Origin of the sequence: Pseudomonas sp. Y24-6 (genome assembly GCF_020295325.1) — a bacterium.
Taxonomy (GTDB): Bacteria; Pseudomonadota; Gammaproteobacteria; order Pseudomonadales; family Pseudomonadaceae; genus Aquipseudomonas; species Aquipseudomonas gregormendelii.
This window is the reverse complement of record NZ_JACBXG010000006.1, coordinates 193,310-205,946: the sequence shown is the minus strand read 5'-3', so window position 1 is coordinate 205,946 and position 12,637 is coordinate 193,310. Positions and strand designations below refer to the sequence as shown.

Genomic DNA, 12,637 nt, shown 5'->3' with positions numbered 1-12,637 from the left:
AGCTTAGTTGCTCTTTGCATCCTTGCTGTCGACAGACACACTTTGCAGCGCTTTGCGTGCCTGCTGCTTGCGCAATAATTGCCAGTGCGACAGGACGGTTTTGGGCGCCCAGATCTGCGGTTCGGATGCTTCAAAGTTGTCAGCCAGCTCGCGCTCGGCCACGGTCGCCCTGGCCAGCTTGAAGGCTTGTTCCAGGTCATCGGTCTGGTTCAGCGCCTGGGCGAACAGGGCATCGCCGAAATAGGTGAAGTTGGCTTCCTCGGAGCAGCCGAACGACACGCGATCAGCCCGTGAGGCGGTCATGATCAGGGTGCGTTCATCCTTGAGGGTCGGGATGAAACCACCGGAGTAGCACGCGGAAATCACGATGACCTTGTCGCGATTTTTCAGCGGGGCCAGCACTGCGGCAAGCTCGTCTGCCGGCAGGTCTGACAACTCCATGCGCGGCTGGTCCAGGACCAATTCATGCTCGCTGGTGCCGTGGCTGGTCAGGTAAATGAAAATAAGGTCTTCCGGCCCGCTGCGCTCGGCCAGGGTCGCCGCGGCGCGACGCAGGTTTTCTCGGGTGGCCATCGGTCGATCCACCAGATGGTCGCGATGATTGACCAGGCGGATCTGGCCAAACGCACCGAAACGGCTGCTGAGCATGTTGCTGACATAATCGGACTCGCGCAGGAACACGCTCTGCTTGCCATCACCCCCGAGGGTCAGGGTGTAGAGCTCGACGGCTGGCGTCGAGGCGGGCACGCTTGCCAGCGCGTCGTCCAGTAACCGCCCCTGGGCCAGCAGGCCAAGCTCAAGGCTGTCAGGCAGCAGCTTGCCTTCGGCATCGCGAACCCGCTGGCCAGCGATCCAGGTACCGCTTTGCACGGTGCCGTCAGTCAACACCAGCGTGCCGCGACCCGAGTAGCTGTCATTGTCGAACTGGCCAATATAGAAACTGCCGTCCGCAAGGTTCAATCGCCCCGCGCCGCTGAAGCGCCAATCGCTGAACTGACCCACGTAATGGCTGCCATCGGCGCCAATCAGTTCGCCTTTGCCATTGAGCGACCCTTCCTTGAACTGCCCGAGCCAGACATCGCCATCGGCATTCTCGTAGCGACCCTTGCCGTGCAGCTGGTTGTTCTTGAAGCTGCCGACATAGATATCGCCATCGGCACTGTTGAAGGTCCCGTTACCTTCCAGCTGACCGTCGACGAAATTACCGGTGAACTGGTTGCCACTGGCGTCGCCGCGCTGGCCTTCACCATTAGGTTTGCCATGCGCGAACTGGCCCTGATACGAACTGCCGTCCTCGAGCTCGAGGCGACCCAGTCCTGAATATTGATCGGCCTTGAACTCGCCGCGATAGGTCATGCCGTTTTCTTTGAGGGTGCCTTCGCCGTCCCGTCGACCGGCCTTGAAACCGCCGGTGTAGCTGCTGCCATTGGTGGTCAGCGTCCCCTGGCCGTCGAACAGGCCCTGGTTGAATTGTCCGCGATACACTTCGCCATTGCTGCCGTGCCACTCGCCCTGGCCATGCCATTGGCCTTTGTCGAACTGGCCTGCGTACCAGCTGCCGTTCGGATAATCGACGCGGCCCTGGCCTTGCAGCAATCCGTCTACCAGTTCGCCGCGATAGCGTCCGCCGTCCGGCAGGCGCGCGTCAGGGGGCAGCAGCGATTCGCCGTCTCCGCAAGCGGTCAGCAACAGGGTCAACGCGAGGAGGGCAATCGAGCGCATAGCGGGATCCGGGCAATTAGGCGACCGAGTATGCCGCAGCTCCATGACCTTATATAGCCAGGAAAGCACCAGAAGGCGCGAAACAGCATGAGCTGCTTCGCATCCAGGATCATTTACACGAAGCAGAGCGACAGGGGTTCGGCAATGTAGGCCGGTTTCTCTGAGCCTTCGATTTCCAGCGTGGCGGTGGCCTTGAGGAGCCATTGGCCGGGCTTTTTCTCGGTGACTTCGGCCAGGTCGACCTTGAGGCGGACCCTGGAATTGACCTTGACCGGCTGAATGAACCGCACGCTGTCGAGGCCATAATTGACCACCATCTTCAGGCCTTCAGGCAGTATGAGGATGTCTTCCATCAGCTTCGGGATCAGCGACAGCGACAGGAAGCCGTGGGCGATGGTGCTCCCGAATGGCGTTTGCGCGGCTTTGACCGGGTCGACGTGGATGAACTGGTAATCCCCGGTGGCTTCGGCGAACAGGTTGATGCGCTCCTGGTCGATGGTGAGCCATTCGGAACTTCCAAGTTCCTTGCCGACATAATCTTTGAGCTCTGCAACTGGAACATAGGGCATTGAGACTCTCCTTGGGTTCATCGGTTTTATAGTTTTGAGGTGGGGGGGCTCAGGCCTCCCGAATTACCACTTTAGATCACCATGGCCGTTTACTGCGGTCAACTGACCATGCTTTTGGCGAATGCCGGTCCATAGCGTGGGCATGCTTATAATGCTCGGCCCGCCATTGCGGGTGACAGGATTGGCGGGAGGCCAGGATGTTGCTACGAGGTTTGACATGGCTGGTGCTGTTCCAATTGCTGGGAACAGCGATCAATCACCTGTTTCTGCCAGTGTTGCCGGGGCCCATCGTCGGGCTGCTGCTGTTGCTGGCGTATTTGATCAGTCGCGGGCAAGTGGGCGAGCCACTGAACCTGGCAGCGGGCAGTCTGCTGCGTTACCTGCCGCTGTTGCTGGTGCCGCCAGCCGTGGGCGTGATGGTGTACGCCAAGGATATTGCCGCAGACTTCTGGGCCATTGTTGGCGCGCTGGTGCTGTCGCTGCTGCTGTCGATGGCGTTCGCCGGGGTGCTGATGCAGCGTTTGGTCAAGCGTCATGCGCCGCCTGAGGACAGCCAATGATCTTTGACTGGCAGGGCGCGTGGACGTCCGTGATCCACCATCCATTGTTCGGCATCGGCATTACGCTGGGCGCCTACCAGCTGGTGCTGGCGGCATTCGAGAAAACCCGCTGGGTCTTTTTACAACCGGTGCTGGTCTCCATGCTGTTGGTGATCGCAGTGTTGGCAGGTTGCGGCATCACTTATGCCGAGTATCGCAAGAGCACCGAGATCCTCAGCATCCTCCTGGGGCCGGCGACTGTGGCGCTGGCCGTGCCCCTTTACCTGAACCTGCGACGCATTCGGCAGTTGTTCTGGCCGATATTTACTACGCTGGTGATAGGCGGCGTGGTCGCCACCGGTCTTGGAGTGTTGCTGGGCTGGTCGTTCGGCGCAGAGCACATGATCCTGATGACCATGGCGCCCAAGTCCGTGACCTCGCCGATTGCGATGCTGGTCGCGGAGCAGATTGGTGGGGTGGCCGCGCTGGCGGCGGTATTCGTGCTGATAACCGGCGTGATCGGGGCGATTTTCGGGCCTGGCCTGTTGAATCGGCTGGGCGTGCACAGCCCCGAGGCTCGGGGCATGGCGTTGGGCATGACGGCCCATGCGGTGGGCACTTCGGTAGCCCTGCAGGAAAGTGAAGAGTGCGGCGCCTTTGCGGCGCTGGCAATGAGTCTGATGGGCGTGGCCACGGCGGTGTTCCTGCCGTTGGCGGTGTCGATGGTGGTGTAAGGAAAATGTCTATGAGCTTGCCGCTTTTTCCACTGAACACAGTGCTGTTTCCTGGCTGCATCCTCGACTTGCAGATTTTTGAGGCGCGCTATCTGGACATGATCGGCCGTTGCATGAAGCAGGGCGGCGGGTTCGGCGTGGTGTGCATCCTTGATGGCGAAGAGGTCGGCCTTGCTCCGCAGGGTTATGCGCTGGTGGGCTGTGAAGCGCTGATCACCGACTTCAAGCAGCAGGCCAATGGTTTGCTGGGCATCCGCGTCCAGGGCGGCAGGCGCTTCAATGTGCTGCGCACCGAGGTCCAGCGCGATCAGTTGACGGTGGCCGAGGTCGAGTGGCTGGAAGACGAGCCGGAGCAACCGCTGCAGGACGAAGACGCGGACCTGGTGGCCTTGCTCAAGGCATTGGCCGAGCACCCGATGGTCGAGGCCTTGAACATGGGTACCGAAGCGACCGGGCAGCAGTCGTTGGCCAATCAGCTGGCGTATCTGTTGCCTTTCGCCGAAGTGGACAAGATCGATTTGCTGCAACTCGATGATCCGCAGCAGCGCCTGGATGCCATCCAGGCACTGCTCGATGAACTGCAAGGCGAGTTGTTCGCCTGATCACCACGCCAATGCGCGCTGCGCCTCAGTAGGCGTAGCGCAGCATGGCATGCGGCAAGTGGCGCAGGGCGAAGAAGCCGAACAGCGCCACCATTGCGGGCAATACCAGCCACCAGACCCTGGGTGTCATGGCCTTCAATTCTTCACCGCGCTGTATTGTCCACAGGCTTGCCGCACAGACGCAGGCCGCCAGCATGGCCCCTGCCGTAATGTCGGTCGGCCAGTGCGCACCCAGGTAGACCCGTGATAACGCAATCGCCAGCGCCGGCAGGCATCCCACCAGCAGCCAGGTCAGGCGCATGCGTGGGGGTTGCCCGCGACCGGCCAGCACCGCCAGGGTCAGGAACAGCGCAAACGCCCCGGAGGCATGGCCGCTGGGCATGCTGTAGCTGGTCAGTGGGTCGCTGAGAACTTCCGGACGTACCCGGGCGAAGAACTGTTTGGTCCCGGTATTGGCCAGTGCCGTGATCAACAAGGTTGCGCAGGCGAATATTGCTTGGCGCCACTGACGCATCACCAGCAGCAAGGTCACAAGCAGTGCGCTGAACAGCAGCATGTTGCGGAATTCGCCGATAATCGTCAGCGTCACGGCGACTTCATCGAGTGTCGGGCTGCGATGTTCCTGCACCAGCGTCATCACCCCCTGGTCGAGTGCGGTCAGGTGCGGATAGCCGATGAACAACCCGGCCAGAATCAGCAGGCTCATGCTGGCAATCAACACCGTCGCCTTGCGATGGCGACGCATGCTGCTGGTGATGCTCAAGCCGACCATCACCGCAATGCTGCCCGCCACGATGCCGGCTTCCGGCCAGAAACCTTCCGGCAAAGGCAGGCGAATCGCCGCGCCGGTGGCCCAGCCAGGCAGCAGGTAGGCGACGCTCCAGCCAGCCGCAGCCAACAGGCTTACGGCGGCAAAGCGCGGGAAGGGCATGTCGAACATTCCTGCGACCATGGGCAGCATGGGACGTAGCGGGCCGATGAAGCGGCCGACCAGCAAACTGGCAATGCCATAACGCTGGAAGTACGACTCTGCGCCGGCAATCCATTCCGGATGATGGCGCAAGCCGGGCAGGCGGCGGATGTTCTGGTGAAAATGTCGCCCGATGAAGTAGGAAACACAGTCACCCATCACGCCGGCGACGAATCCCAGCAGCAACGTCTCGCTCAGCGAAAGGGCGCCGCTGCCCGCCAGCACCGCGACGGCAAACAACAGCACCGTGCCGGGGACGATCAACCCTGCAATCGCCAGGCACTCGACGAAGGCCACGACGAATACAGCCGCTGCCAGCCACTGCGGGTTTGCCGCGAGCCATCCGGTCACGCTATCGAGCCATGGGCCCATAAACACTACTCCATCGAATTTTTATAAGCGTCCGCAGTGGGCGAACGCAGGCTTCAATACACCAACGAACCCTGTAGGAGCGAGCGTGCTCGCGATGGTCGCTAACGATAGCGAGTGCTGTCTGGATCAACGCGGCGCTCGGGAAAGCATCGCGAGCAAGCTCGCGCCTACAGGGGCTCGATTATTCAATTCAGCAAAATATAATCCCGCCCTTCGACCTGACCGCGTCGCAGCGGGTTCCGCGTGCAATAGGGCGCATAAGCCGCATCGACGAAGCGGTACATGAGGTGTTCATCCCGTCCTTGGGGAATTCCCAGTCGAGTGGTCTGGATCACATGGGCCGGTGCCGCTCCCACGTCTTCCACCAGCAACATCTCGTGGTCAAAGCGCTTGGCGTCCCACATGGGCACTTTCAGGCCCAGCGCCTTGCACAGCAAGGTCTGCCCGGCGCAGAGCTTTTGCGACGGGCGAGGGCGTCCCTGGCCATCGGGGTTGTTCAACAGCATTTGCGCCAGGCTGGCCGGTCCGCTCAGTTCGTCGACCCAGGGATAGGCCGACTTGATCAACACGGCATTGCCCGGCCCCAGAGCGCTGAAATTCAGGGAGTCACCGCCGCGGGCGTAATACATATAGATGTGGCCGCCATCCAGAAACAAAGCCTTACGCTTTTCTGTATAGCCGAGGGAGGCGTGGCTGCCTTTTTCTTCGAAATAATAGGCTTCGGTCTCGATGATCCTGGCGCTGAGCCACAAATTACCGACCCGGTGCCGGATAACTTTGCCCAGCAGATCCCGCGCCAGCGTCTGTGCGTCGCGGTCGAAGAAGGCGTCCGCAAGCCCGTGGGGCTTGAGGTCGGCGGCGGATGGGGCAGTCAGGTTAGTCATGATGAACAGCGTTTATCAGGGCTGATTGAGCCGTGATGATAACAATGTGCACCTTAATTACGGCTGAACGTCGGCAAATTGAAGTCCATTTCGACCATCCGCCCGTCACCGCTGTTAGTCACGGGTCGCGACAGCTATAATCTGCCGCTTTACTCTTTAACAAGACCAAGCAAAGACCACTCCAGACCATGACCGAGTCCGTTCTTGACTACATGACCCGCCTGGGTCGCGCTGCCCGCGAAGCTTCTCGCGTCATTGGCCGTGCCAGCACCGCGCAGAAAAACCGCGCCCTGCAGGCTGCTGCCAATGCGCTGGACGCGGCGCGCGTCGAGCTTGCCGCTGCCAATGAGCTGGATCTGGCGGCCGGTCGTGCCAATGGTCTGGAGCCTGCGCTGCTGGAGCGCCTGGCCCTGACGCCGGAGCGTATCGACGGGATGATCGTCGGCCTGCGGCAGGTCGCGGCCTTGCCCGACCCTGTGGGCGCCATTCGCGACATGAGCTTTCGGCCTTCCGGTATTCAGGTCGGCAAGATGCGTGTGCCCCTGGGGGTGATCGGGATCATCTACGAGTCGCGTCCCAATGTGACCATCGACGCCGCCAGCCTTTGCCTCAAGTCGGGTAATGCGACCATTTTGCGTGGCGGCTCCGAGGCGATTCACTCCAATCGCGCCATCGCTGCGTGCATCCAGCGCGGCCTGGCCGAGGCCGAGTTGCCTGCCGCCGTGGTGCAAGTGGTCGAAACCACCGACCGTGCAGCAGTCGGCTCCCTGATTACCATGCCCGAGTACGTCGATGTCATCGTGCCCCGTGGTGGCCGTGGCCTGATCGAGCGGGTCAGCCGCGATGCGCGGGTGCCCGTGATCAAGCATCTTGACGGTATTTGCCACGTTTACGTCAGCGCTCACGCCGACCTGGCGAAAGCACAGCGCATCGCCTTCAACGCCAAGACCTACCGGTATGGCATCTGTGGTGCGATGGAAACCCTGCTGGTGGATGAAACCGTTGCCAGGGATTTCCTGCCGTCGATGGGCGCCCAGTTCCGCGAGAAAGGCGTTGAACTGCGCGGCTGCGCCCGGACCCGGGCGATCATCGATGCGGCCGTGGCAACCGAAGACGACTGGAACACCGAATACCTGGCGCCGATCCTGTCGATCCGCGTAGTCGATGGGCTGGACCAGGCCATCGAACATATCAACCAGCACGGTTCCCATCACACCGACTCGATTGTCAGCGAAAGCCTCGCCGACACGCGACGTTTCGTCGCCGAAGTCGATTCGGCATCGGTGATGATCAACACCCCGACCTGCTTCGCCGACGGGTTTGAATATGGATTAGGTGCCGAGATCGGCATTTCTACTGATAAGCTGCACGCCCGCGGACCTGTGGGTCTGGAAGGCCTGACCTGCGAGAAATATATCGTGGTCGGCGATGGCCAGTTGCGCGGCCAGGCGTCGGTCTGACTTGGGCGACCTCGACCTGACAGCGCCGGCCACTCCCGACGAGCCTGCCCCGAGACGCATAGGCGTACTGGGCGGCACGTTCGATCCGGTGCACATCGGCCACTTGCGCGGTGGGCTGGAAGTCGCCGAGTCCCTGGCACTGGACGAATTGCGCCTGACGCCCAGCGCCCGACCGCCTCATCGCGGTACGCCGCAGGTGTCGGCGAAGGACCGGTTGGCAATGGTCGAATGCGCGGTGGCCGGTGTGGCACCGTTGGTGGTGGACGCTCGCGAATTGCAGCGGGACAAACCGTCCTACACTATCGACACCCTGGAGCTGATGCGTGCCGAACTGGCCGCTGAGGACCAGGTTTTTCTACTTTTGGGCTGGGACGCATTTTGCGGCCTGCCCACTTGGCATCGCTGGGAAGAGTTACTCCAGCATTGCCACATCCTGGTGCTGCAACGCCCGGATGCCGACAGCGAACCGCCGGATGCCTTGCGCAACCTGCTGGCAGCGCGCTCGGTGAGCGACCCGCTGGCCCTGAAAGGGCCGAGCGGACAGATTGCATTCGTCTGGCAGACGCCGCTCGCGGTATCCGCCACCCAGATCCGTCAACTGCTGGCCAGCGGTAAGTCGGTACGTTTCCTGGTGCCCGACGCGGTCCTGGCCTACATCGATGCGCACGGACTCTACCGTGCGTCGAACTGAAAAACGGCGAGCTTCAAGGCACGTGATCACGTGTAGCGAAGCGCCCGAACATACGAGCAAAACGAGTTTTATATGACTGACAAAGACGTAGCTAAAGTAAAGCGCAAAGGCACATTCAAGAGCGCCCCTCTGCCAGTAGAGGCGCCAACCGGGCCGGAGTTGCGCGGTGAAGAGCTGGTCAAGGTTGCCGTTGCAGCCCTGGAAGACGTGAAGGGCCAGGACATCCAGGTCATCGACGTTCGTGAAAAGCAGAGCATCACCGATTTCATGATCATCGCCACCGGTACTTCGAACCGCCAGATCGGCGCGATGCTGGACAAGGTCCGCGAAGCCGTCAAAGCCCTGGGCGTCAAGCCGTTGGGTGAAGAAGGCAAGGGCGACAGCGACTGGGTATTGCTGGACATGGACGACGTCATCGTACACATGATGACTGCCTCGGCACGTCAGTTCTATGACCTGGAACGCCTGTGGGCCGGTGCCGAGCAAAGCCGTTCGGCCAGCGCTGCACACCACAGCCCAGAGAACACCCATGAGCACTTCACCAAGCTCAACAAAGACCAGCAATAATAAGGGACCGCTGTGCGACTGCGACTGATCGCCGTCGGTTCACGCATGCCCAAATGGGTGGAAGAAGGCTGGCATGAATATGCCAAGCGTCTTCCATCCGAGCTGGCGCTGGAACTGGTGGAAATACCGCTCAATACCCGTGGCAAGAACGCCGACGTGGCACGCTTCATCCGACAGGAAGGCGAAGCCATGCTGGCTAAAGTCGGCCCGAACGAGCGGATTGTCACTCTCGAAGTCCACGGCAAGCCCTGGAGTACAGAGCAGTTGGCGGTCGAACTCGATCGCTGGCGGCTGGACTCGCGCACGGTGAACTTCATGGTCGGTGGCCCCGAAGGGCTGGCGCCGGAAGTCTGTGCCCGGGCAGATCAGCGCTGGTCGCTCTCGCCGTTGACCCTGCCGCACCCCCTGGTGCGGATCCTGATCGGCGAACAGCTGTACCGTGCCTGGACAGTGCTGTCCGGCCACCCTTACCACAAGTAGCTTTACCCTCATGCCCCAGCCGATCCGCATCAAGGACCACGAAAAAGACGCCCGTCTGGTGCGTGGCCGCGTCGTGTTCGGGGCAATTGCGGTGGTGACGCTGATTTGTGTGCTGATTGCGCGGCTGTATTTCCTGCAGGTGATTCAGTACGAGTATCACTCGACCCTGTCGGAAAACAACCGGGTGCATGTGCAGCCGATCCCTCCGACTCGCGGGTTGATCTTCGACCGCAATGGGGTCGTTGTCGCCGACAACCGACCCAGTTTCAGTCTGAGCATGACCCGCGAGCGTTCCGGCGACTGGCAGCAGGTGCTCGATGTGATCGTCGAAGTCCTGGAGCTGACGCCGGACGATCGGGTGATATTTGAAAAGCGCATGAAACAGGGGCGTCGGCCGTTCGAGCCGGTGCCGATCCTGTTTGAACTCTCGGAAGAACAGATCGCCCGGATCGCGGTCAACCAGTTCCGCCTGCCCGGGGTGGAAGTGGTCGCGCAACTGGTGCGCCACTACCCGCAGGGCGCGCACTTCGCGCACTCGGTGGGATACATGGGGCGAATCAACGAGAAAGAGTTGAAATCCCTCGATCCGGTCAATTACAGCGGCACCCATCACATCGGCAAGACCGGTATCGAACGATTCTACGAACCCGAACTGCACGGCCAGGTGGGTTACGAAGAGGTCGAAACCAACGCGCGAGGCCGTGTACTGCGGGTGCTCAAGCGTACCGATCCGATTCCCGGCAAGGACATTGTCCTGAGCCTGGACATCAAATTGCAGGAAGCTGCCGAAGCGGCACTTGGCGGGCGTCGTGGCGCCGTGGTGGCATTGGACCCGGCCACCGGCGAAGTGCTGGCGATGGTCAGCCAGCCGAGTTTCGACCCTAACCTGTTCGTCACCGGCATCAGCTTCAAGGCCTATGCCGAGTTGCGCGATTCCATTGACCGGCCGCTGTTCAACCGCGTGTTGCGCGGCCTGTACCCGCCGGGCTCGACCATCAAGCCTGCCGTGGCCATTGCCGGCCTGGATTCAGGGGTGGTGACCGCATCGAGCCGTGTGTTCGATCCGGGCTACTACCAGCTGCCGAACTACGACCACAAGTACCGCAACTGGAACCGTTCCGGTGACGGCTTCGTCGATCTGGACACGGCAATCATGCGCTCCAACGACACCTATTTCTACGATCTGGCCCATAAGCTGGGAATTGATCGGCTGTCGGCCTATATGGGCAAGTTCGGCATCGGCCAGAAGGTCTCGCTGGACATGTTCGAAGAATCGCCGGGGCTGATGCCGTCCCGGGAGTGGAAGCGCGCCACCCGACGTCAGGCGTGGTTCCCTGGCGAGACATTGATCCTGGGAATCGGCCAGGGGTACATGCAGTCGACACCGCTGCAACTGGCGCAGGCCACCGCACTGGTGGCGAACAAGGGCGTCTGGAATCGTCCGCACCTGGCCAAGACGGTCGAAGGCGAGAGACCCAAGGACGAAAACCCGATGCCGGATATCATCCTGCGCGATCCGTCGGACTGGGCCAAGGTCAACCACGGCATGCAGCAGGTGATGCACGGTGCCCGGGGCACCGCGCGCAAGGCAGCCATCGGTGCGCAATACCGCATTGCCGGCAAAAGTGGTACGGCCCAGGTGGTCGCGATCAAGCAGGGCGAGAAGTACGACCGCTCCAAGGTTCAGGAACGTCACCGCGACCACGCCCTGTTCGTCGGCTTCGCGCCGGCCGAGAACCCGAAAATCGTCGTGTCGGTAATGGTCGAGAACGGCGAGTCCGGTTCCGGCGTAGCGGCACCAGTGGTCCGTCAGATCATGGATGCCTGGCTCCTTGGCCAGGACGGTCGGCTGAAAGCCGAGTACGCCAGCCCTACCAGTGCGGAGGCTACGGCCCGTGAAGAGTAATTTCGATCGCATCCTCTCCAGTGAAGATGTGATGCGTCGCCGTGCGACGCTGCTGCAACGCATGCATATCGACGGTCCGTTGCTGATCCTACTGTTGACCCTCGCGGCCGGCAGCCTGTTCGTGCTGTATTCGGCCAGCGGCAAGAGCTGGGATCTGCTGGCCAAGCAGGCCACCTCGTTCGGCATCGGCCTGGTGTCGATGGTCGTCATCGCCCAGTTCGAGCCGCGCTTCATGGCCCGTTGGGTGCCGGTGGGTTACGTGCTGGGCGTGCTGTTGCTGGTGGTGGTTGACATCATGGGCCACAACGCCATGGGTGCCACGCGCTGGATCAACATCCCGGGGGTCATCCGCTTCCAGCCTTCGGAGTTCATGAAGATCCTGATGCCGGCGACCATCGCCTGGTACCTGTCCAAGCGCACCTTGCCGCCGCAGCTCAAGCACGTGGGGGTAAGCCTGTTCCTGATCGGTTTGCCGTTCATCCTGATCGTGCGCCAGCCCGACCTCGGCACTTCGCTGCTGATTCTGGCGGGGGGCGCCTTCGTGTTGTTCATGGGTGGCCTGCGCTGGCGCTGGATCCTCAGCGTGCTTGCGGCCGCGGTGCCGGTATCCGTCGCCATGTGGTACTTCGTGATGCACGATTACCAGAAACAGCGCGTGCTGACCTTCCTCGACCCTGAGAGCGATCCACTGGGCACCGGCTGGAACATCATTCAATCCAAAGCCGCCATTGGTTCCGGCGGGGTGTTCGGCAAGGGCTGGCTGCTGGGTACCCAGTCGCACCTGGACTTCCTGCCGGAAAGCCACACCGACTTCATTATTGCGGTGTTGGGCGAAGAGTTTGGCCTGGTGGGCATCTGTGCGCTGCTGCTGATCTACCTGTTGCTGATCGGCCGTGGCCTGGTCATTACCGCCCAGGCCCAGACATTGTTCGGAAAATTGCTCGCCGGTGCCCTGACCATGACGTTTTTTGTTTACGTTTTCGTCAACATCGGTATGGTCAGTGGCCTGTTGCCGGTTGTGGGGGTGCCGTTGCCGTTCATTAGCTACGGAGGAACTTCGCTGGTGACACTGCTGTCAGCGTTTGGGGTTTTGATGTCGATCCATACCCATCGTAAGTGGATCGCGCAAGTTTGAATAAGG

Annotated in this window: 12 protein-coding genes and 1 pseudogene; 9 read left to right on the top strand and 4 right to left on the bottom strand. The window is 61.4% G+C overall.

Annotated features, from left to right (window positions below; translation table 11 throughout):
* Positions 1–3: 3 nt before the first annotated feature.
* Together HYI44_RS14005 and HYI44_RS14000 are read right to left on the bottom strand one after the other, a co-directional pair.
* The gene (locus HYI44_RS14005) at positions 4–1,722 is read right to left on the bottom strand and encodes a C13 family peptidase (RefSeq protein ID WP_122838922.1); all 1,719 of its coding nucleotides are present in this window, start codon (positions 1,720–1,722) and stop codon (positions 4–6) included.
* Between the two features lie 113 nt (positions 1,723–1,835).
* Positions 1,836–2,291: a MaoC family dehydratase gene (locus tag HYI44_RS14000; RefSeq protein WP_045061511.1), complete on the bottom strand. Its 456-nt coding sequence runs from the start codon at positions 2,289–2,291 to the stop codon at positions 1,836–1,838.
* A gap of 197 nt (positions 2,292–2,488) precedes the next feature.
* On the opposite strand from HYI44_RS14000, the gene HYI44_RS13995 reads away from it, so the two are divergent.
* Genes HYI44_RS13995 through HYI44_RS13985 form a run of 3 tightly spaced genes read left to right on the top strand, consistent with a single transcriptional unit; the run spans position 2,489 to position 4,166 of the window.
* Complete coding sequence (locus tag HYI44_RS13995) at positions 2,489–2,851, top strand: CidA/LrgA family protein (RefSeq protein WP_122838923.1); 363 nt, start codon at positions 2,489–2,491, stop codon at positions 2,849–2,851.
* On the top strand, positions 2,848–3,564 hold the full coding sequence (locus tag HYI44_RS13990) for an LrgB family protein (RefSeq protein ID WP_045061509.1): 717 nt from the start codon (positions 2,848–2,850) through the stop codon (positions 3,562–3,564). Before HYI44_RS13995 ends, HYI44_RS13990 begins: the two co-directional genes overlap by 4 nt.
* A gap of 11 nt (positions 3,565–3,575) precedes the next feature.
* On the top strand, positions 3,576–4,166 hold the full coding sequence (locus HYI44_RS13985) for an LON peptidase substrate-binding domain-containing protein (protein WP_122838924.1): 591 nt from the start codon (positions 3,576–3,578) through the stop codon (positions 4,164–4,166).
* A 25-nt stretch (positions 4,167–4,191) separates the two neighbouring features.
* On the opposite strand, the gene HYI44_RS13980 is transcribed toward HYI44_RS13985, so the two are convergent.
* Entirely contained in the window at positions 4,192–5,508 is a 1,317-nt protein-coding gene (locus HYI44_RS13980; protein ID WP_225569639.1) for a bifunctional DedA family/phosphatase PAP2 family protein, read from the bottom strand.
* 185 nt (positions 5,509–5,693) lie between these two features.
* Positions 5,694–6,392, bottom strand: coding sequence for a DNA-3-methyladenine glycosylase (locus tag HYI44_RS13975; protein ID WP_122838926.1), 699 nt, complete (start codon positions 6,390–6,392; stop codon positions 5,694–5,696).
* A gap of 170 nt (positions 6,393–6,562) precedes the next feature.
* Here HYI44_RS13975 and HYI44_RS13970 point away from each other — a divergent pair.
* The 6 genes and pseudogenes from HYI44_RS13970 to rodA form a co-directional block, all read left to right on the top strand.
* Positions 6,563–7,852: pseudogene (locus HYI44_RS13970) on the top strand (glutamate-5-semialdehyde dehydrogenase); the annotation flags it as partial.
* 1 nt (position 7,853) lies between these two features.
* On the top strand, positions 7,854–8,543 hold the full coding sequence (gene nadD / locus HYI44_RS13965) for a nicotinate-nucleotide adenylyltransferase (RefSeq protein WP_163019394.1): 690 nt from the start codon (positions 7,854–7,856) through the stop codon (positions 8,541–8,543).
* A 72-nt stretch (positions 8,544–8,615) separates the two neighbouring features.
* Complete coding sequence (rsfS, locus tag HYI44_RS13960; protein ID WP_045062095.1) at positions 8,616–9,110, top strand: ribosome silencing factor; 495 nt, start codon at positions 8,616–8,618, stop codon at positions 9,108–9,110.
* Between the two features lie 12 nt (positions 9,111–9,122).
* Positions 9,123–9,590, top strand: a complete 468-nt coding sequence (gene rlmH / locus HYI44_RS13955) for a 23S rRNA (pseudouridine(1915)-N(3))-methyltransferase RlmH (RefSeq protein ID WP_003185785.1) — start codon at positions 9,123–9,125, stop codon at positions 9,588–9,590.
* Positions 9,591–9,600: 10 nt separating this feature from the next.
* A complete protein-coding gene (gene mrdA, locus HYI44_RS13950) occupies positions 9,601–11,496 on the top strand; it encodes a penicillin-binding protein 2 (protein ID WP_122838929.1) in 1,896 nt (631 codons plus the stop codon).
* A 31-nt stretch (positions 11,497–11,527) separates the two neighbouring features.
* Positions 11,528–12,631 (top strand): rod shape-determining protein RodA, encoded by a 1,104-nt coding sequence (gene rodA / locus HYI44_RS13945; protein ID WP_163019402.1) that lies wholly within the window; start codon positions 11,528–11,530, stop codon positions 12,629–12,631.
* Positions 12,632–12,637: the final 6 nt, after the last annotated feature.